This is a genomic window from Rhizobium sophoriradicis (genome assembly GCF_025200795.1).
Classification (GTDB): Bacteria; Pseudomonadota; Alphaproteobacteria; order Rhizobiales; family Rhizobiaceae; genus Rhizobium; species Rhizobium sophoriradicis.
The window spans coordinates 607320-625839 of the sequence record NZ_CP104152.1; the positions used below are offsets into that span (position 1 = coordinate 607320).

Annotated in this window: 22 protein-coding genes; 10 read left to right on the forward strand and 12 right to left on the reverse strand. The window is 62.6% G+C overall.

Annotated features, from left to right (window positions below):
• Nucleotides 1–45 precede the first annotated feature (45 nt).
• From N2597_RS02885 to N2597_RS02895, 3 genes are all read left to right on the forward strand, one after another.
• A complete protein-coding gene (locus N2597_RS02885; RefSeq protein ID WP_096762589.1) occupies nt 46–1011 on the forward strand; it encodes a homoserine kinase in 966 nt (321 codons plus the stop codon).
• Nucleotides 1008–1463, forward strand: coding sequence for a ribonuclease HI (rnhA, locus tag N2597_RS02890; protein ID WP_009994544.1), 456 nt, complete (start codon nt 1008–1010; stop codon nt 1461–1463). Before N2597_RS02885 ends, rnhA begins: the two co-directional genes overlap by 4 nt.
• Before the next feature lie 238 nt (nt 1464–1701).
• Nucleotides 1702–1932: a hypothetical protein gene (locus tag N2597_RS02895; RefSeq protein ID WP_125461962.1), complete on the forward strand. Its 231-nt coding sequence runs from the start codon at nt 1702–1704 to the stop codon at nt 1930–1932.
• Between the two features lie 164 nt (nt 1933–2096).
• On the opposite strand, the gene N2597_RS02900 is transcribed toward N2597_RS02895, so the two are convergent.
• The 3 genes from N2597_RS02900 to N2597_RS02910 form a co-directional block, all read right to left on the reverse strand.
• The gene (locus N2597_RS02900) at nt 2097–3167 is read right to left on the reverse strand and encodes a zinc-binding metallopeptidase family protein (RefSeq protein ID WP_106797196.1); all 1071 of its coding nucleotides are present in this window, start codon (nt 3165–3167) and stop codon (nt 2097–2099) included.
• Between the two features lie 91 nt (nt 3168–3258).
• Nucleotides 3259–3450 (reverse strand): CsbD family protein, encoded by a 192-nt coding sequence (locus N2597_RS02905; protein WP_009992169.1) that lies wholly within the window; start codon nt 3448–3450, stop codon nt 3259–3261.
• A 101-nt stretch (nt 3451–3551) separates the two neighbouring features.
• Nucleotides 3552–4157 (reverse strand): YqgE/AlgH family protein, encoded by a 606-nt coding sequence (locus N2597_RS02910; protein ID WP_038687330.1) that lies wholly within the window; start codon nt 4155–4157, stop codon nt 3552–3554.
• A gap of 177 nt (nt 4158–4334) precedes the next feature.
• On the opposite strand from N2597_RS02910, the gene N2597_RS02915 reads away from it, so the two are divergent.
• Nucleotides 4335–5141 (forward strand): protein-disulfide reductase DsbD domain-containing protein, encoded by an 807-nt coding sequence (locus N2597_RS02915; RefSeq protein WP_096762587.1) that lies wholly within the window; start codon nt 4335–4337, stop codon nt 5139–5141.
• A gap of 83 nt (nt 5142–5224) precedes the next feature.
• On the forward strand, nt 5225–5710 hold the full coding sequence (locus N2597_RS02920; RefSeq protein ID WP_009986679.1) for a peroxiredoxin: 486 nt from the start codon (nt 5225–5227) through the stop codon (nt 5708–5710).
• Between the two features lie 53 nt (nt 5711–5763).
• Here the strand turns inward: N2597_RS02920 and pcaD are convergent, their stop codons facing one another.
• The 9 genes from pcaD to N2597_RS02965 all read right to left on the reverse strand — a co-directional run bounded on the left by pcaD (nt 5764) and on the right by N2597_RS02965 (nt 14328).
• Nucleotides 5764–6552, reverse strand: a complete 789-nt coding sequence (gene pcaD / locus N2597_RS02925; RefSeq protein ID WP_077991117.1) for a 3-oxoadipate enol-lactonase — start codon at nt 6550–6552, stop codon at nt 5764–5766.
• Nucleotides 6553–6703: 151 nt separating this feature from the next.
• Complete coding sequence (locus N2597_RS02930; protein WP_096762586.1) at nt 6704–8038, reverse strand: MFS transporter; 1335 nt, start codon at nt 8036–8038, stop codon at nt 6704–6706.
• A gap of 39 nt (nt 8039–8077) precedes the next feature.
• A complete protein-coding gene (gene benD, locus N2597_RS02935; RefSeq protein ID WP_009997077.1) occupies nt 8078–8866 on the reverse strand; it encodes a benzoate diol dehydrogenase BenD in 789 nt (262 codons plus the stop codon).
• Nucleotides 8863–9888: a benzoate 1,2-dioxygenase electron transfer component BenC gene (benC, locus tag N2597_RS02940; RefSeq protein ID WP_077990941.1), complete on the reverse strand. Its 1026-nt coding sequence runs from the start codon at nt 9886–9888 to the stop codon at nt 8863–8865. The genes benD and benC overlap by 4 nt, the downstream gene beginning before the upstream one ends.
• Before the next feature lie 37 nt (nt 9889–9925).
• A complete protein-coding gene (gene benB / locus N2597_RS02945; protein ID WP_009997079.1) occupies nt 9926–10414 on the reverse strand; it encodes a benzoate 1,2-dioxygenase small subunit in 489 nt (162 codons plus the stop codon).
• A complete protein-coding gene (locus N2597_RS02950; protein WP_009997080.1) occupies nt 10411–11769 on the reverse strand; it encodes a Rieske 2Fe-2S domain-containing protein in 1359 nt (452 codons plus the stop codon). Before N2597_RS02950 ends, benB begins: the two co-directional genes overlap by 4 nt.
• Before the next feature lie 106 nt (nt 11770–11875).
• Complete coding sequence (gene catA / locus N2597_RS02955; protein WP_077990939.1) at nt 11876–12814, reverse strand: catechol 1,2-dioxygenase; 939 nt, start codon at nt 12812–12814, stop codon at nt 11876–11878.
• A gap of 63 nt (nt 12815–12877) precedes the next feature.
• Nucleotides 12878–13168 carry a muconolactone Delta-isomerase gene (gene catC, locus N2597_RS02960; RefSeq protein ID WP_009997083.1) on the reverse strand — a complete coding sequence of 97 codons (291 nt, stop codon included), beginning with the start codon at nt 13166–13168 and terminating at the stop codon, nt 12878–12880.
• Between the two features lie 11 nt (nt 13169–13179).
• Nucleotides 13180–14328: a muconate/chloromuconate family cycloisomerase gene (locus N2597_RS02965; protein WP_077990937.1), complete on the reverse strand. Its 1149-nt coding sequence runs from the start codon at nt 14326–14328 to the stop codon at nt 13180–13182.
• A 98-nt stretch (nt 14329–14426) separates the two neighbouring features.
• Between N2597_RS02965 and N2597_RS02970 the strand changes: the two genes are divergently transcribed.
• The 5 genes from N2597_RS02970 to N2597_RS02990 all read left to right on the forward strand — a co-directional run bounded on the left by N2597_RS02970 (nt 14427) and on the right by N2597_RS02990 (nt 18461).
• Nucleotides 14427–15365: a LysR family transcriptional regulator gene (locus tag N2597_RS02970; RefSeq protein ID WP_009997087.1), complete on the forward strand. Its 939-nt coding sequence runs from the start codon at nt 14427–14429 to the stop codon at nt 15363–15365.
• 433 nt (nt 15366–15798) lie between these two features.
• Nucleotides 15799–15927: a hypothetical protein gene (locus N2597_RS02975; protein ID WP_280950813.1), complete on the forward strand. Its 129-nt coding sequence runs from the start codon at nt 15799–15801 to the stop codon at nt 15925–15927.
• A complete protein-coding gene (locus N2597_RS02980; RefSeq protein ID WP_106797199.1) occupies nt 15924–16673 on the forward strand; it encodes a metal ABC transporter ATP-binding protein in 750 nt (249 codons plus the stop codon). The genes N2597_RS02975 and N2597_RS02980 overlap by 4 nt, the downstream gene beginning before the upstream one ends.
• Nucleotides 16670–17542: a metal ABC transporter permease gene (locus N2597_RS02985; protein ID WP_039618285.1), complete on the forward strand. Its 873-nt coding sequence runs from the start codon at nt 16670–16672 to the stop codon at nt 17540–17542. Before N2597_RS02980 ends, N2597_RS02985 begins: the two co-directional genes overlap by 4 nt.
• Before the next feature lie 16 nt (nt 17543–17558).
• Complete coding sequence (locus N2597_RS02990) at nt 17559–18461, forward strand: metal ABC transporter solute-binding protein, Zn/Mn family (protein WP_086156074.1); 903 nt, start codon at nt 17559–17561, stop codon at nt 18459–18461.
• Nucleotides 18462–18520 lie beyond the last annotated feature (59 nt).

Here is an 18520-nt window from a genome sequence, read left to right on the forward strand (position 1 = left end):
CGGTCCGGCCCATCCACCATCCATAACGCGAAGACGAGACCTCACTTGGCAGTCTATACCGATATCGCCGAAGACGATCTGAAGTGGTTCCTGACCGAATATGATGCGGGAAGCCTGCTCTCCTACAAGGGCATCGCCGAAGGTGTGGAAAATTCCAACTTCCTGCTGCACACCTCCAAGGAGCCGCTGATCCTGACGCTTTACGAGAAGCGAGTGGAAAAGGCCGATCTGCCGTTCTTCCTCGGCCTGATGCAGCATCTTGCCGCCCGCGGCCTGTCCTGCCCGCTGCCGCTGCCGCGCCGCGACGGCGCGCTGCTCGGCTCACTCTCCGGCCGCCCGGCGGCGCTGATCTCCTTCCTCGAAGGCATGTGGCTGAGAAAGCCGGAGGCAAAGCATTGCCGCGAAGTCGGCCGGGCGCTCGCCCAAATGCATGTGGCGGGCGAGGGTTTCGAGCTGAAGCGGCCGAACGCGCTGTCGATCGACGGCTGGCGCACACTCTGGGAAAAATCCGCGGCGCGCGCCGACGAGGTCGAGCCCGGGCTGCAGGATGAAATCCGCAGCGAACTCGATTTCCTCGCCGCCGCCTGGCCAGCCGACCTGCCGGCCGGCGTCATCCATGCCGATCTTTTCCCCGACAACGTCTTCTTCCTCGGTGATGAGCTCTCGGGCCTGATCGATTTCTATTTCGCCTGCAACGACCTGCTCGCCTATGACGTCTCGATCTGCCTGAATGCCTGGTGCTTCGAGAAGGACTGCGCCTACAACATCACCAAGGGCACGGCGATGCTCGAGGGTTACCAGAGCGTGCGCCCCTTGAGCAGCGAAGAGATCGCCGCCTTGCCGGTGCTGTCGCGCGGTTCGGCGCTGCGCTTCTTCCTGACCCGGCTCTACGATTGGCTGACAACGCCGGAGGGCGCCATGGTCACCAAAAAGGACCCGCTCGAATATCTGCGCAAACTGCGCTTCCACCGCCAGATCGGCTCGGCCGCCGAATACGGGTTGAGCCTATGAAACACGTCGATATCTTCACCGACGGCGCATGCTCCGGCAATCCCGGTCCCGGCGGCTGGGGCGCGGTGCTGCGTTACGGCGACGTCGAAAAGGAGCTTTGCGGCGGCGAAGCAGACACGACCAACAACCGCATGGAACTCATGGCGGCGATCTCTGCCCTGCAGGCGCTGAAAACCCCTTGCGAGGTCGACCTTTATACCGACAGCGCCTATGTCAAGGACGGCATCTCCAAGTGGATTTTCGGCTGGAAGAAAAACGGCTGGAAGACATCGGACAAGAAGCCGGTGAAGAACGCCGAACTCTGGCAGGCGCTGGAAGAAGCCCGCAACCGCCACAAGGTGACGCTGCACTGGGTCAAGGGCCACGCCGGCCACCCGGAAAACGAACGTGCGGATGAACTTGCCCGCCGGGGCATGGAGCCGTTCAAGAAGGGTAAGGCGGTTTCGGTTTAGGGTGTGGCGGCGATTAGGGGGCTTACACCTGTGCCTGAAGGCTGCCCCTCACCCTAACCCTCTCCCCGTAAAAACGGGGCGAGGGGACGTGCCATACGAGACCTTGGCGAGGGACGGAGAGGTCGCGGCATATCCCCTTCTCCGCGCCCGCGGGGGTCCGAAGGACGGGTCGAGACCCGTGGCTCGACCCCAGTGGGGCCGGCAGGCGGATGAGGGTTGTTCTGTTCAGGAGGTGGATGTGTCATCTATTCCCACGACCATCGAATTGAGCTCAACGATAGATCGTATGGAGAACGTGTATCGTCGGCAGGACGAGGCAAGAGCACTTTTCGATGTCTATGAAAAGCTCTGTCAGCGTTTCGAACAGGATTTGGCGGACGAGCGCGATCTGTTACTTAGCAAGGCGGCAGCGCTGATGATGATTAAGTATTCGGTTGAGCAGACAGGGTCGCACCCGTCGCGCGGTTGAAGCAGGACACGGCGATGCCACGATTCCCCTTCGCCCAGCGGGGAGAAGATGCCGGCAGGCAGATGAGGGGGTGAGCGACGACAGGAGCGAGGCACTGAGCGCGAGCGAAGGGCAATGAATGGTGTGCCGTGCGGCCAGCGAAGTTCGTGCAGCATTTACCCCACCTATTGCCGCGCCACGACGGCGGCCCCCTGGATCAGCCGGTGCAGATATTCGAGCTTGGCCACAACAGGCGAGGAGAGCACGAAGGGATAGGCGTCGGGCTGGCCCATGCTGCGTTGGATGGCGTTGATCGCCAGGCTGAGCGGTACCCAGGCGCTGACCAGCTGCTCGGCGCTTTTTGCCCTGTAAGGGATGAAATCGACCTCGCCTGATATTTCCTCGTGGCCGCGCGGATCGATGGCGATGCCGAAGGCGCGCGCCGTCTCCAGCGTGTCGACAATATGGAGGTAGTGGGCGAAGCACTCGGCGAAATCTTCCCAGGGGTGGGATGCCGCATAGGCGCTGATGAAATTGTCCTGCCATCCCGGAGGCGGGCCGCCGGCATAATGTCTTTGCAGTGCGGCCGCATAGTCCTGCCGTTCGTCGCCGAAGACGGCGCGGAAATCCGCCAGGCCGTCGCGGTCGCGCACCAGCTTGTTCCAGATGAAATGGCCGGCCTCGTGGCGGAAATGGCCAAGCAGCGTGCGATAGGGCTCCTTCATCGAGCTGCGCGCCTGTTCGCGCGTCGCATCGTCGGCTTCCGCGGCGCGGATGGTGATCAGGCCTTCCTCGTGGCCGGTCATCGCAGGCACGACATGGCCGTCATTCTGCAGCGAATCCTCGAGGAAATCGAAGACCAGGCCGCCTTGCGGATCCTCGAGGCGGTCGGGGTGCGGCAGTTTCCAGCGCAGGAGCGAATAGAAGAGGTGCCGCTGCGCCTGGCCGATCCGCCGCCAGCGGCCAATGCCGTCCTCGGTATCGGTGTTCGGCACCAGCCGGTTATGGCGGCAGGCGGAGCAGAAGTCGCTGTCGCCCTCCACCAGCCAGTTGCAGATGTCGAGGCCGGCATTGGCGCAGAAGCGCACCTGCCGCTCGGGATCGGCAACAAGCTGCCAGACCGTCTCGTCGCCCGGCTCCAGCGCATGCATGGCGAGATCGCCGGGCAGAAACCCGAGACGATGGTTGCAGCGCACGCAGTGGCGGTTGTCGAAATGGACCACCTGATCGCAATTGTCGCAGGCGAAAAGCTTCATCGTCTTAATCTCAGCAAAGCAGCGGCGGATTAAAAATGCCCGCCGCGCGAAGGGCGCAGCAGGCATGGTTCATCAAGGATGCGCTTTCTGGTCAGAGCCGGTCGACGGCGCCCTTGAGCTTGCCCTTGACCTTGCCGGTTGCGACCTGCCCCTTGCCCTTGGCTTCCTGGACGGCGCCTTTGGCCTGCATGTCGCGATCATCGGCAGCCTTGCCGACCGCCTGCTTCGTCTTGCCGGCGATTTCGTTGGCCTTGCCTGAGATCTTGTCGCTGGTGCTACCCATGTAATATCTCCTTGTTGGCGTCGGACCTCTCGTCCGCGCGGGAAGGAAACGTCACTTGCAGCTATTCGTTCCAGCGACCGCCAGCCACGGCGCCACAGGCGTCAGGCGTGGCCGGCCTCGGCCGAAAGCATGGCGGCGGTCACGCCCATGCCGGCGAGCGCCCGCTCGTATTTGTCCTCGAGGCTGCGGTCGAAGATCAACTCCTCATTGGCCGGGCAAGTGAGCCAGCCATTGTTGGCGACCTCGTTTTCGAGCTGGCCGGCCCCCCAGGAGGAATAGCCGAGCAGCATCGTCGCGCGCTTCGGCCCGACGCCCTTGGAGATGGCGCGCACGATGTCGAGCGTCGCCGTCAGGCAGATGTCGTCGCTGACCGGGATCGAGGAGTCGCTGGAATAATCGTCCGAATGCAGCACGAAGCCGCGGCCGCTTTCCACCGGGCCGCCTGTCTGGATCGGGAAGTCACGGGCGCGCTGCGGCAGCACGATCGGCTCTTCCTGCTTGATCATGTCGAGATGCAGCAGCACGTCGGTGAAGGTGAGGCTCTGCGGCCGGTTGATGACGAAGCCCATGGCGCCTGCATCCGAATGCGCGCAGATGTAAATCACGGTGCGCGCAAAATTGCGGTCCTCCATGCCGGGCATGGCGATGAGGAACTGGCCATCGAAGAAGCCACGTTCCCGTCTGTTCTTCAGCGTCGATAAGGACATCGTTCCTCCTGCCGCCAGACCGCAAAAAGGCCCCGACAAGAGAAAGATGGGCCAATGTCACCAATCAATCAACTGAAAATGAAGATTATGTGGCCGTCCGCTTCTGGCGACCAAACGACACTTTCTGTAAACCTTTGTTCCATGATGATTATTTGTTTGGCACCCCGCCAGCTTTTCATGGCGGCCATTTCACTGGCCGCGACCGTTGCCCCCTTTTGTTCCGCCCGGGCGGAGATGAGCGCCTGGGCCGAGGCCGAAGGCGGCCGCATGCGCCTCGTGGCGCTGGCGCCCGATGCCGGCGGCAAAATCCGCGCCGGCCTGCAGATCGAACCGAAACCCGGCTGGATCACCTATTGGCGCGAGCCCGGCAACAGCGGCATTCCGCCTCAAGTCACCATCGCACCGGCAAGCGGCGTCACGCTTGAAACCATCGCCTATCCGGTTCCGAAGCATTTCTTCAAAGGCGCCATCGAGGATATCGCCTATGACGCGCCGGTGACACTGCCGCTGTCGCTGATGGCGGCCGGCAAAGGTCCGGTCGCGATCGACGCGACTGTTTTCATCGGCATCTGCAGGGATATCTGCATTCCCTTCCAGGCAAATCTGGCGGTGACGCTCGGTCCCGCCATCCAGTCGCATCCGCAGGAGGAGGCGATCCTTGCGGCCGCCGATGCGGCGCTGCCGAAGCCGCCTTCGGCCGATTTCAAGGTCACGGCGCATGCGGTCTCGCCGGACAGGAAGACGTTGTCGCTGACGCTCAGGCTGCCGGGCGGGGGAAGCGGCGGCGTCCCCGATATCATCGTCACCGGCCCGAGCGGCTATGCCTACACCAAGCAGATCGGCGGCAAACGCGACGGCGCCACCTTCAAGACCGACATTGCAATCGGCAAGCTGCCGAAGGATTATGATCTATCGGGCAAGCGCTGGAGCGTGCTGGTCATCGATGGCGGCAAGGCGATGGAAACCACGCTTGCCTTCGACTGAGCGGCACCTATAGTCGCCTGCGATCTTCTCGCGGCGCCCGCCAAGCCGGCATCCGCCGCAAACCAGAACAAAGGAGAAAACCCATGACCATCGCGATCGGCGACAAGCTTCCTGCCGCCACCTTCAAGGAAAAGACTGCCGACGGCCCGGTCGAAATCACCACCGATCAGCTCTTTGCCGGTAAGCGCGTCGTGCTCTTTGCCGTGCCGGGCGCCTTTACGCCCACCTGCTCGCTGAACCATCTGCCGGGTTATCTCGAAAACCGCGACACCATCCTCGGCAAGGGCGTCGACGACATTGCCGTCCTCGCCGTCAATGACTGGCATGTCATGGGCGCCTGGGCGCAATCCTCCGGCGGCCTCGGCAAGATCCACTTCCTCGCCGATTGGGACGCCGGCTTCACCAAGGCCGTCGGCCTCGAAGCCGATCTCTCCGCCGGCGGCCTCGGCCTTCGCTCCAAGCGCTATTCGATGCTGGTGGAAGATGGCGTCGTGAAGGCCCTCAACGTCGAGGAAAGCCCCGGCCAGGCCATCGTCTCGGGTGCTGCCGCGATGCTGGAACTGCTTTGAGTTTTCATTGCTGACAGTAAAAGGGGCGGCCGGTCGGCCGCCTTTCCGAGTTGTCAATCGTCGAGAAACTCGCTCAGCGCAGCATTGAACGCCGATGCCGACTCGACATTGACGATATGCCGCCCCGGCAATGACAGATGACGACCCTGCCGCACACGAACGGCGATGCTCTCCAAATCGGACGGCGGACATACCGGATCTTCTTTTCCGGAGACGGCAAGCAGGGGGTTGGTGATCCGCGTGATTTCTTCCCGCAAATCCGTGGTTGCCAGAGCCGCGCAACCGCCGATATAGCCCTGGACCGTTGTCGCGGTGAAACGATAGAGAATGTCTCGCACGATGCCAGGTTGGCCAGCGTTGAACGCCGGCGTGAACCAGCGTTCTGCCGTGGCCGCGGTAAGCCCGCCAAGGCCGTTTTCCTGCACGGCCTCCATACGCGCGACCCAGCTTTCGGCGGTGCCGATCCTGGCGGAGGTCGCACACACAACGATCTTGCCCAGACGTTGTCCGGCATGAATGCCCAGCCATTGCCCGGTCAGGCCGCCGATGGACAGGCCGCAGAAATGCGTCCGCTCTATCTCCAGCGCATCGAGCAGCGAAAGGACATCCTTGCCGAAGTCTGACAGCGCATAAGGCGGTGGCGGCGCCGACGAGCGACCGTGGCCGCGGCGGTCATAACGCAGCACGCGGTGGTGCTGTGACAATGCGGCTGCCTGTGCATCCCACATGTGCAGATCGGTTCCAAGCGAATTGCAGAACATGAGCCACGGCTTGCCGGCCGCACTCCTGTCACCGTCGATGCGATAGTGCAGGCGGTGGCTGGCGAGATCGAGATAGGGCATGGCTTGACGACTTTCGGTTTTTAGAAGTGTCTGGAGGTAATTTCCCGACGATCCGGCCGAACCTCCTATCCAGGCGTCGGCGCAGTTGCGACGCGAAGGCGCCGGCGGCCACATCGGGATGGCCGTCGGCGGAAGCATGCGTTCCGCACTCTTATGCGGCAGCCAGCACGACGGCGCCGGCGCGGCGGGCGTTGCTGATCGCGAAGATCAGCATGGCGAGCGCCGAGACCGCCGCGGGGATCGCGAAGATCAGGAAGTTCTGCTGCAGCGGCAGCTGTTGTGCCAGAAGCACGCCGCCGAGGGTCGGGCCGACGATGGCGCCGATACGGCCCACGCCGGACGCCCAGCCCAGCCCCGTCGAACGGACGGAGAGGTTATAGAGCTGCGCGACGCTCGCATAAAGCAGGATCTGCGTGCCGATGGTGGTGGCGCCGGCGATGAAGATCGCCAGGAACAGCAGCCCGGCAGGCAGATTGAAACCAATCAGCGCGATCGACAGGGCCGCCGCCACGAAGAAGCCGACGACGACCTTCGGAAGGCCGAAACGGTCGCCCAGCCAACCGCCGGCGATGGCGCCGACCATGCCGCCGAAGTTGAGTGAGAAGAGGCTGACAAGGCTCGCTCTTTCGGCATAGCCGGCTTCCTGCAGCACTTTCGGCAGCCAGGACGACAGCAGATAGACAAGCAGCAGGCAGCAGAAGAAGGCCACCCAGAGCATGAGCGTGCGCAACGTGCGCTGGTGGCGGAACAGTTCGGCGACCGATGCGGACGCGCCCTTGGTTTCGGTGAAGACCAGCATGTCGTCTTTGCCGAGGCGCGCCGACGGATCGATCTTCGCATAGATCCGTCTGGCTTTCTCCTGCTGGCCCTGGCGGATCAGAAAGCCAAGGGATTCGGGCAGCTTCCAGAGCACCAGCGGCAGCATCAGCAACGGCAGGGCGGCGACGAAGAACATCGGCTGCCAGCCATATTGCGGGATCATGCCGATGCCTAGCCCTGCGGCAACCATGCCGCCGACGGAATAACCGGAGAACATCAGCGCCACGATGGTGCTGCGGAGCCGCTTAGGGGCATATTCGTTCATCAGCGCTACCGCATTGGGCATCAGTCCGCCGCAGCCGAGACCGGCGACGAAGCGAAAGATTTTGAACTGGTCGGGCGAACTGGCAAAACCGGTCAGAAGGGTGGAAAGGGTGAAAAGCACGAAGCTGATCGCAATGCCCTTCTTGCGTCCGATCCTGTCGGCCAGGGAGCCGAAAGCGAGGGCTCCGAACATCATCCCGAACAGCGCCCAGGCCTGCAGCGCACCGGCCTGCGGTTTGGTCAGGCCCCATTCCGCAATCAGCGTCGGCAGCACGGTGCCGGCCACGAAGACGTCATAACCGTCGACGATCAGCAGCAGCGCGCAGAGCGCCACCACCGACCACTGAAATCTTCCGAATGGATTGTTGTCTATCGCTTCATTCACATCGATCGTGCGCATCATGGCTCCTCCCTGAGTTTTAACGCAGTCAGTATTGAGATGTCAGCCGGTATCGCCCCCGGCCACGGGCAGTACGCTGCCGGTGATGTAGGACGCTTCGTCCGAGGCGAGGAACAGGATCGGCGCCACCTGTTCCTCGATGGTCGCGTACCGCTTCATGAGACTGGATTGCTTCACCTGGCAGACGACTTCGGCCATCCAGGCCTTCTCCGCATCCGTATCGCCCGCGCCATTGCGCGGAATCCGACGCGCAGGCGCTTCCGTGCCGCCCGGTGCGGTGGCGACGACGCGGATGTTGCGCTCAGCCAGTTCCATGGCAAGCGACTGGGTAATGGCGTTCACGCCGCCTTTGGCCGCCGAATAAGGCACGCGATGGATGCCGCGCGTTGCATTCGAGGATATGTTGACGATGGTGCCGCCGCCCCGTGCGAAGAGATGCGGCAGGACGGCATGGCAGCAATAGAGCGTCGGCATCAGCGAGCGGCGGATCTCCGCGTCGATCTGCTGCGCTTCGAATTCCGCGAAGGGGCGCATGCGGATGGCGCCGCCGACATTGTTGATCAGGATATCGATGCCGCCGAAGCGTTGCTCGGCGAAGCGCATCGCGGAAACCGCGCCGTCATAGGTCTCCAGATCGGCATTGAAGGCGGCAGTTTCGGCGGCGCCGGCTTCGGCTGCGATCTCCGCCACGAAATCGGCGCGGTCGACGAACAGCACCTTGCCGCCCTCCTTCGCGGCACGGACGGCCACGGCACGGCCGATGCCCTGCGCGGCGCCGGTAACGACCAGCACCTTGCCGTCAAACCGACCGGTAACGCGCGGCGCGCTCATGCTGCCTCCTTCGCCGCCGCATTGGGCGTGAATTTTTCGTATTGGAAGCTGTTGGGCTTCACGCCGTTGGCGTCGAAATGTTTGCGCACCGCATCGACCATCGGCGGGGGACCGCAGAGATAGACGTCGATATCGCCGTCATGAAGCAGCTTGGCCGGCATATGTTGCGTAACCCATCCCTTACGCGGATGGCTCGAGGCCTCCTCGGCCACCACCGTGGTGAAGCTGAAGTTGGGCAGGCGCGCGGCATAGGCCTCGATCTCGTCGACGAGAACCAGATCGAGATCGCGCGTCACGCCGTAGATCAAATGGATTTCCTGCTCCGATCCTGCGCGGGCAAGAACCTCGAGCATCGAGAGGAACGGCGCAAGACCGGTGCCTCCGGCCAAAAACAGAAGCGGCCGCTCGACAATGCGCAGATAAAAGCTGCCCAGGGGCCCGGTCAGATTGAGCCTGTCACCGGGCTGGGCCTTGGCAAGCCAGCTGCTCATCAATCCACCCGGGATTTTCTTGATCAGGAAGCCGATGCGTTGCTCGCCCGGCGCTGTGCTGAACGAATAGGAACGGCTCCGGCCGCTGCCCGGCACGTCGATATTGACATACTGGCCGGGCAGGAAGGAGGGAGCGGCCTCTGCGTCCACATCCAGTTCCAATACGATCGCCGCATCCTTGTGCGGCACGACAGCCGCCACCGTGGCGGTGAATTTCTGTTGCCCGGTCTTGCAGGCGGTTGATGTCGTCGGCACCGCTATGACGCAGTCGGATGAGGGCCTCATCTGGCAGGTCAGCACCAGCCCGGCCTCTGCCTCGTCGGCGGTAAGCGCGTCATCGATAAAATCATCGCCGAGATCGTAGGAGCCGCTTTCGGCGCGACACTTGCAGGTGCCGCAGACGCCGTCGGAACAGTCCATCGGCAGGTTGATCTTGGCGCGATAGGCCGCGTCGAGAACCTTCTCGCCGCTCTTGCACCCGATGAAACGGGTTACGCCGTCTTCAAAATTCAATGCGATCTTGTAGCACATGACTCCTCCTCAAGGTCTCGGCTGCGCGCGCCGGCCTTCAGATGTGGTAGACGTCGATGACCTGGCGGATGTAGTCGTTCTTCAGCACGATTTTCTTCTTTGCGATCAGAAGGTTGTCACCGTGCTTGCGCAGAGTGACGAACATTGTGCCGAAGAACTGGTCGGTGACCTTGTAGCGGTGGTTCAGCGTGTGGAAGTTGTAGCGCACGTCCACTTCCCCGCTCCGATCCGCCAGTACCTCGACATTGGTCACGTTGTGGCTGGTTCGAGGCTCGGGGGTCGACGCGCCAGACCGCTCGGTCTTGATCCGAAACACGCGGTCTTCCAGGCCGTCGCGGTTCGGGTAGTAGATCAGCGAAATCTGCGACTGAGGGTCTTCGGTAATCCGATCGTCGTCATCCCAGGCCGGCATCCAGTAGGTCACGTCGGGTGCATAGCAGGTCAGCCATTCGTCCCACTCGCGATCGTCCAGGAGACGCGCTTCCCGATAAAGGAACGCGCAGATGGCGTCATGGGAAATGCTCATGGGACAACTCCGTTCTTTTCGGCGGACAGTGCCTGGCGCATCACCCTGGCCCAGTATTCGTGCTGGCGAACGAACAGGCCCTCGTCCTCGCTGCGCTCGCCCGACAGCAGCGGTGCGATGCCCATCTGCTTCGCGTTTTCGTCAGGACCATCGATCCAGAGCGGCGCACCCCGCGACAGGTCGTTCCAGAGCGCTGCTGTGCCTGCATATCCGGACTGGCAGGCGCGGAATTCTTCCAGGTCGTCGGCCGTGCCCATGCCGGACACGTTGAAGAAATCCTCGTATTGGCGGATGCGGAGCCGGCGATCGGCCTCGCTTTCGCCCTTCGGCGCGAAGCAGAAGATATTGATTTCGGTCTTGTCGACGCTGATCGGGCGGGTCACGCGGATCTGCGTGCTGAACTGGTCCATCAGGAACACATTCGGGTAGAGGCAGAGGTTGCGGGTCTGGTTGACGATGAAGTTTGCCTTCTCGGCGCCGACGCGGGCTGCGATCTCGTCTTTCTGGTCGTAGATAGGACGCACTTCGGGGTTCATCGTGTTGGTCCACAACAGGATGTGGCCGTTCTCGAAACCATAGACGCCGGCAATCGATTTGCTCCAGCTGTTGGCGTCGACCGCCTTCGTGCCCTCTTCCTTGCGCCGCCCCATTGTTGCGGCGTAGTTCCAGTGCACGGAACTGACGTGATAGCCGTCGCAGCCGTTTTCCATCTGCAGCTTCCAGTTTCCGTCGTAGATGTAGGACGAATTGCCCCGCAGCACTTCAAGCCCGTCCGGCGCCTGGTCGACGATCTGGTCGATGATGACCTTCGTCTCGCCGAGATAGTCCGCGAGCGTCGCGACCTCATCATTCAGGCTGCCGAACAGAAAGCCCCGATAATTCTCGAACCGGGGAACGCGCTTCAGGTCGTGCGAACCGTTCTGCGCGAACTGAGGCGGATACTGGGTGGTCTTCTCGTCCTTGACCTTGAGCAGCTTGCCGGTGTTGGAAAAGGTCCAGCCGTGGAAGGGGCAGGTGAAGCTGCCCTTGTTGCCGTGCTTGCGGCGGCACAGCATCGCGCCGCGGTGGGCGCAGGCGTTGATGACCGCGTGCAGCTCGCCGTTTTTATCGCGAGTGATGACGACCGGCTGACGGCCGATATAGGTCGTGTAATAATCGTTGTGTTCCGGAATCTGACTCTCATGGGCCAGATAAACCCAATTGCCTTCGAAGATATGTTTTATCTCCAGCTCGAAGAGGTCTTCGTCGGTGAAGATGTCCCGGCGGCAACGGAACAGGCCGGCCTCCTTGTCGTCCTGCACGGCAGTGGCAAGCAGATGATCGAGGTCTCTTGCTTTGTCGATGATCGCAGACATGGTTTTTCTCCCGCAAAGTGCGCAATAACCGGCGCAACCTTTGCAACAGTGTCGATGATGACGATGATATGCGGGCTGGCGGCTATTCAGCCGCCCTCCTTGCCGTTTACGCGGCGGCGCGTTTGCGCTGTTCGTTGATCTGGTTGTCGATGCCGTCCACCAGTGCGGTCAGATGGATGTCGAACGTGATCTCGGCGAATGGGCCGCTCAAACCATTGGCCTTGATGCTGGCCTCGTCGCTGCGCTCGATCAGGGCCGGAACCAGGCCGTCTCGCGTCGCATAGGCAAAATCGTCGTTGACCAGCGGATCGCCTTCGATGTTGATCTGGGTCGTCAGCTTGCGATGGCCGTCGGCGCTGATGAAGAGATGGATATGCGCCGGCCGCTGGCCGTGGCGCCCGAGGGCGGAAAGCAGCTGTTCCGTCGGGCTGCCCGGCGGCACGCCATAGCCGTGCGGCACGATGCTCTGGAATTTGTAACAGCCCTGTTCGTCAGTCACGATCGTGCGGCGCATGTTGAACGGCGCCTGCTTGCCGGTCGGGTCGAAATGCGAATAGAAACCGCGGGTGTCGCAATGCCAGACTTCGACAGTCGCACCCGGCTGCGGCTTGCCGTCAGAACCATAGACGGTGCCGTGCATGATCAGTGTGTGACCATTGGCGTCGGTGCCGTCATCGAGACGGGCAAAGCCGTGACAGACCGGTGCGCCGGCCACATAGAGCGGACCCTCGATCGTGCGCGGCGTCGGATTTTCGATGCCCAGCGCCTCATCGATCGCATCGAGGCGTTCGTCTAGGAAATGATCGAGACCGAGACCGGGCGAGATCAGGCCGGCCTGGCCGGCGGCGCCGATCTCATTGAGCCAGGCAATGCCGCTCCAATATTCGTCGGGGGTGATATCGAGATCGTCGATCGCCTTGAACAGGTCGGACATGATCCGATGGACGATCAGTTTGACGCGCGGATTGCCGCCGTCCTTGTCGAGGCCGCTGAGGACACTCAGAAAGTCCTGAATGTCGGGCCTGCCGAAAATCTTCACGCTCATTTTTTCCTCCTCTTGGATTGCTCAGAAAGTCGATGCGGCTTCCGTCCCGCGCCGAACATGGCGCTAGGTGTCGTCCTCGCGGATCGCCGAGGGATGCCGCAGCAGCGGCGTCACTTCGATGTCCATGAACTTGAACAACGGCAGCCCCGACAGGATCTCGTGCAGCTCCGTATTGTCCGTCACGTCGAAGATGCTGTAGTTCGCGTATTCACCGGCAATGCGCCAGATATGTCGCCATTTGCGGCTGCGCTGCAGCTCATGCGAATAGGTCTTTTCCCGAGCGATGATCTCCGCCGCCTCCGCCGAGGGTAGATCATGGGGAATCTTCACATCCATCCTTACATGGAAAAGCATCATCGCCTCCCTTATCCGGCAATGCTGATCGTCTTGCGCACTCTGCCCCGAACAAAGAACGCCATGCGATCCTCGTCCAGTTCGATCCCCAGTCCCGGTCCGTTGGGAATGGTCAGTTCGAAATCGCTGTAATCCAAAGGCGTGGCGAGGATCTCTTCGGTCAGCAGCAGCGGGCCGAAAAACTCCGTGCCCCATTGCAGATCCTTCACGCCGGCCATCAACTGCGCAGCAGCGATCGTGCCGATCGGCCCTTCGAGCATGGTGCCGCCATAGATGCCGATGCCGGCCGTCTCGGCGATGGCGACGACCTTGGCGGCGGCGAACAAGCCGCCTGCCTGCTCGATCTTGATCGAGAACACGTCGGCTGCGTGCGCCGTCACCGCTTCGAGTGCGCTTTCGGGACCGACGAGCACTTCATCGGCCATCATGGCGATCGGCGACCCGCGCGTCAGCCGGGCAAGCGGCGCCACACCGCACACCGGCTGCTCCACCAAGACGCAGCCCGCATCGGTGAGTGCCGCAATCGCATTGCGCGCCTCGCGTTCCCGCCAGGCCATGTTCACGTCCACACGAACCGAGGCCATGTCCGGCAGCGCCTTGCGGATGGCCGCCACGTGGCGGATATCCTCCTTGATCGACTTGACGCCGATCTTCAGCTTGAAGTCCTTGTGGCGGCGCCGGTCGAGCAGCGCCTGCGCCTCTTCGATATCCTTTGCGGTATCGCCGGACGCGAGCGTCCAGGCAACCGGCAGTTTCTCGCGACGCCGGCCGCCGAGCAGCTCCGACATCGACACGCCGAGGCGGCGGGCCTGGCAATCCAGCAACGCGGATTCAACGGCGCATTTGGCAAAGTGATTGCCCTTTACCGCCTTCCGAACGAGATCCATCGTCGCCTGTACGCGCGTCGGGTCGCGGCCGAGAAGCAGCGGCGCGATATATTCGTCGATGGTGAGCTTCATGCCTTCCGGGCTCTCCGGCCCGTAGGCGAGACCGCCGATGGTCGTGCCTTCACCGAGGCCATCGATCCCATCGGAGCAGCGAACACGCACGATCGTCATGCTCTGGCGGCTCATGGTGACCATTGAGAGCGTGTGCGGCCGGATGGTCGGCAGATCGAGTATAGTAGCCTCGATGGAAACGATCCGAATTTCCGCGCGCACTGCACTTCCTCCCTTAATTTGCAGGAAGGCTAGCCCTCGTTTAGGGTAAGGTCCAAGACTATATAGGTCGAACTCTATACCTGGGAGGTATAATAGGAATGGAGCTGCGCCAACTCCGCTATTTCGTGGCGGTCGCCACCGAGCGCAATTTCTCGCGCGCCGCGGAAATTCTCCACATCGCCCAGCCGCCGCTCAGCCGGCAGATCCAACAGCTGGAGGAGGAGCTCGGCGTAAGCCTGATCGATAGGTCCAGGCGGCCGCTGAGCTTGACGGAGGCGGGACGGTTCTTCTTCGACCAGACCTCGCAGATCATCGCTCGGCTCGAGCATATCCGTGATCAGACCCGGAGAATAGGAAAGGATCAGCGCGAACGGTTCGTCATCGGCTGCGTCGGCTCCACCCTCTATGGAGGCATGCCGGACCTCGTCAGGCGCATGCGGCAGCGCTGGCCCGACCTCGATATCGAGATCCGGGAAATGATGTCGACGGAACAGGTGACTGCGCTCAAGGAACGACGCATCGATCTGGGTTTCGGCAGGGTGCGTTTCAACGACAGGGAAGTCGAACGGCTGACGCTCCGAGAGGAGCGGCTTGTCGTCGCCTTTCCGAAGAACCATGCCAAATCCATCGCCAAGGAGCCTATCGCGCTTTCCGAGTTGGAGGGGGAATCCCTGATCATCTATCCCTCGACGCCCCGGCCAAGCTTTGCGGACGAGACGCTGAACCTGCTTGGCGAGATCAACGTCAATCCCGGACATGTCGAGGAGGTTCGCGAAATCCAGACGGCGCTGGGCATGGTCGCTGCGGGCGCCGGCCTCTGCATCATCCCCGCGGCCTCGCAGCGCCAGCGGCCGGACGATGTCTGCTATCGCATGATTGCCGACGAGAGAGCGACCTCACCCATCATCATGAGCTATCGCCGTGACGAAGCCGGCGGTCGGATCGAATCGATAAAGCTGCTTATCCGCGAAATGTATGCCGACAATCCACCCTGGCTCCAACTCTCCAATGTCCATCTGGATGCGCTCGAGAGTTGACGCAGGCCCGCCGGATGTGCCTCGTTCGCTCCCTTGAGGATGCATCGCGCTCAGGCTGACCCCGACCGGCATCCTAAGTGGAGCGCACGCCCGACGGCGAGTTTGCCAGAAACGCACCCCCAGTCTCCGTCATCCCAGGCCTCCGAGCCTGGGATCCACGCCCAGTCCGATCGAGGGCAGAGTGGATCCTCGGGTCAAGCCCGAGGAGGACGGAGGGTGGGGTGGCTTACGGAGCAAGACAGCACGGTATGGCAGAATGCACGCGTGCGGCACGGCCGCAGCATCATGAACCAAATTCGGCTCTGAAGCGTCCGGCTGTCAAATGGCCGCACCTTGCCGTCCCGCAATATCAAACCCGTCAAGAGGCTCCGCCTCAATCCCGCCGCAATCGTTATAACATAACAGTAATGTTATTACATTGTCAGGATGAGCCATGCCCCCGAACCCCGATCGCCCCCCCGTCAGCCTGCTGGGGCAATCGGCCTTCTCAAGGGTGATCGGCATCTCGCTGGTCATTGCAGCGCTCTGGCTGGCCATTCACTGGGCGGTTCTGCTGCCATGACGCGATTGATCCGGCTTGAAGATCTCACGGTCGCCTATGACAGACACCCCGCCGTCCATCATCTCTCCGGCGCCTTTGCGCCAGGCAGCCTGACGGCGATCGCCGGGCCGAACGGGGCGGGCAAGTCGACGCTGCTGAAGGCGATCATGGGCGAGCTGCGTCCCGCCGAGGGCAGGGTCGAGCACCGGCTGGGGCGGGCGGAATTCGGCTATCTCCCGCAGGCGGCCGAGATCGATCGGCGTTTCCCGATCTCGGTCATCGACACCGTCATGCTCGGCGCCTGGAAGAGCAGGGGAGCCTTCGGGCGTGTCGCGCCGGCCGATGTGAAAAGGGCGGGCGAGGCGCTTGCCGCCGTCGGTCTCGAAGGCTTCGGCAGACGCCATGTCGGATCGCTCTCGGCCGGCCAGTTCCAGCGCGTGCTCTTTGCCCGCCTGCTCTTGCAGGATGCCGGCGTCATCCTGCTCGACGAGCCGTTCACGGCAATCGACGCCCGCACGACCAGGGATCTGCTCGATATCGTCGCCCGCTGGCACGGCGAGGGCCGCACCGTCATTGCCGTGCTGCATGATTTCGAGCTCGTCCGGACACATTTCCCTCAGACCCTGCTGCTCGCCCGCGAGCTGGTGGGATGGGGGCCGACCAGCGATGTCATGTCGTCCGCCAATCTCATGAAGGCGCGCGCCATGGCCGAGCGCTGGGATGAGGATGCCGAGGCTTGCAGCCCGGCGGAGGCGCCGGCGGCATGACGGCTTACGATCTCTTCCTGGCGCCCTTCGCCGATTTTGGTTTCATGCGCCGCGCCCTTGTCGCCTGCCTCTGCCTCGGGCTCGGCTCCGGGCCGATCGGCGTCTTCCTGATGCTGCGGCGCATGAGCCTGATGGGCGACGCCATGAGCCACGCCGTGCTGCCGGGGGCGGCGATCGGTTATCTCGTCGCCGGCTCGCTCTCCTTGACGGCGATGGGCCTCGGCGGCCTTGTCGCCGGGCTGTCGGTGGCGCTGCTGTCCGGCGCCGTCAGCCGCATGACCGTGCTGCGCGAGGATGCAAGCTTTGCGAGCTTCTATCTCGCTTCGCTGGCGCTCGGCGTGCTGATCGTCTCGCTGCGCGGCTCGAACATCGATCTGCTGCACGTGCTCTTTGGCACCATCCTGGCGATCGATGCGCCCGCCCTTTATCAGATAGGCGCCATCACCTCGCTGACGCTCGTCATCCTTGCCGCGATCTACCGGCCGCTGGTGGCCGAATGTTTCGACCCGGGTTTCTTGAGGGCCGTCGGCGGGCGCGGGCCGGTCTATCACGTCCTCTTCCTGCTGCTGGTGGTGCTGAACCTCGTCGCCAGCTTCCAGGCGCTCGGCACGCTGATGGCGGTCGGCCTGATGATGCTGCCGGCGGCAATCGCCCAGCTCTGGTCGCGCAGCTTGGCCGTGATGATGCTGATTGCGACCGCCAGTGCGGCCGCCTCCGGCTATCTCGGCCTGATCGCTTCCTACCATCTCGAGCTCGCCTCCGGCCCGACGATCATCATGACTGCGGCGCTGTTTTACGCCTTCTCGATCCTTTTCGCGCCCTCCGGCATCGCCCGGCGCTTCTTTCCCCGCCCGCATCTGAAGGGCTGATTTCAAGGAGACTTCGATGATATCGCGCAGACTGCTTCTCTCCGCCGCCGCACTTCCCGCACTGATGGTGTTCTCGGCCGCACCCGCTTCGGCCGCAACGCTGAAGGTTGTGGCGTCCTTCACCGTGCTTGCCGATGTCGTGAAACAGGTCGGCGGCGACCATGTTCATGTCACGAGCCTCGTCGGACCGAATGGCGATCCCCATGAATTCGAGCCGTCGCCGGCCGATGCGAAGAACTTGAAGGCGGCCGAAGTCACCTTCGTCAGCGGCGAAGGGCTGGAAGGCTGGATGGATCGGCTGATCACCGCCTCGGGCTACAAGGGCAAGCCGGTGACGGTTTCCGAGGGCATCAACACCCGCACCATGGAGGAGGACGGCAAGACCATCACCGATCCGCATGTCTGGAACAGCCCTGTGAACGTCAAGGTCTGGGTCGCCAATATCGAAAAGGCGCTGTCATCAGCCGATCCGGCCGATGCCGCCGCCTTCAAGGCCAATGCCGAGAAATATACCCAGAAGCTGGATGAGCTGAACGCCTACGCCCATTCGAAATTCGACGCGATCGGCGAGGACCGCCGCAAGGTGCTGACCAGCCACGACGCCTTCGGCTATTTCGGCCGCGAATACAAGGTGAGCTTCCTCGCGCCGCTCGGTCTCTCCACCGAGAGCGAGGCCTCGGCCGCCGACGTCGCCAAGCTGATCGAACAGATCAAGAGCGAGCATGTGAAAGCCTATTTCTTCGAAAATTCCAACGATCCGCGGCTGGTCAAGCAGGTCGCCAAGGCAACGGGTGCGGCACCGGGCGGCGAGCTCTATGTCGAATCGCTCTCCGACGCCAAGGGACCGGCGCCGACCTATGAGAAGATGTTCCGCTACAATGTCGACCAGCTCGCCACCGCCATGGCGAAATCGAGCTGAGGGCGGTCGGATGGTGAAAAGCATGATGCCGGGATTCGCTTCGGCGTCATGCTCCCATG

Coding starts and splice junctions, on each gene's coding strand:
- rnhA (WP_009994544.1), top strand. CDS start 1,008: ATGAAACACGTCGATATCTTCACCGACGGCGCATGCTCCGGCAATCCC.
- N2597_RS02900 (WP_106797196.1), bottom strand. CDS start 3,167: ATGAAGCTTTTCGCCTGCGACAATTGCGATCAGGTGGTCCATTTCGAC.
- N2597_RS02905 (WP_009992169.1), bottom strand. CDS start 3,450: ATGGGTAGCACCAGCGACAAGATCTCAGGCAAGGCCAACGAAATCGCC.
- N2597_RS02910 (WP_038687330.1), bottom strand. CDS start 4,157: ATGTCCTTATCGACGCTGAAGAACAGACGGGAACGTGGCTTCTTCGAT.
- N2597_RS02915 (WP_096762587.1), top strand. CDS start 4,335: ATGGCGGCCATTTCACTGGCCGCGACCGTTGCCCCCTTTTGTTCCGCC.
- N2597_RS02920 (WP_009986679.1), top strand. CDS start 5,225: ATGACCATCGCGATCGGCGACAAGCTTCCTGCCGCCACCTTCAAGGAA.
- pcaD (WP_077991117.1), bottom strand. CDS start 6,552: ATGCCCTATCTCGATCTCGCCAGCCACCGCCTGCACTATCGCATCGAC.
- N2597_RS02930 (WP_096762586.1), bottom strand. CDS start 8,038: ATGATGCGCACGATCGATGTGAATGAAGCGATAGACAACAATCCATTC.
- benD (WP_009997077.1), bottom strand. CDS start 8,866: ATGAGCGCGCCGCGCGTTACCGGTCGGTTTGACGGCAAGGTGCTGGTC.
- benC (WP_077990941.1), bottom strand. CDS start 9,888: ATGTGCTACAAGATCGCATTGAATTTTGAAGACGGCGTAACCCGTTTC.
- benB (WP_009997079.1), bottom strand. CDS start 10,414: ATGAGCATTTCCCATGACGCCATCTGCGCGTTCCTTTATCGGGAAGCG.
- N2597_RS02950 (WP_009997080.1), bottom strand. CDS start 11,769: ATGTCTGCGATCATCGACAAAGCAAGAGACCTCGATCATCTGCTTGCC.
- catA (WP_077990939.1), bottom strand. CDS start 12,814: ATGAGCGTGAAGATTTTCGGCAGGCCCGACATTCAGGACTTTCTGAGT.
- catC (WP_009997083.1), bottom strand. CDS start 13,168: ATGCTTTTCCATGTAAGGATGGATGTGAAGATTCCCCATGATCTACCC.
- N2597_RS02970 (WP_009997087.1), top strand. CDS start 14,427: ATGGAGCTGCGCCAACTCCGCTATTTCGTGGCGGTCGCCACCGAGCGC.
- N2597_RS02975 (WP_280950813.1), top strand. CDS start 15,799: ATGCCCCCGAACCCCGATCGCCCCCCCGTCAGCCTGCTGGGGCAATCG.
- N2597_RS02980 (WP_106797199.1), top strand. CDS start 15,924: ATGACGCGATTGATCCGGCTTGAAGATCTCACGGTCGCCTATGACAGA.
- N2597_RS02985 (WP_039618285.1), top strand. CDS start 16,670: ATGACGGCTTACGATCTCTTCCTGGCGCCCTTCGCCGATTTTGGTTTC.
- N2597_RS02990 (WP_086156074.1), top strand. CDS start 17,559: ATGATATCGCGCAGACTGCTTCTCTCCGCCGCCGCACTTCCCGCACTG.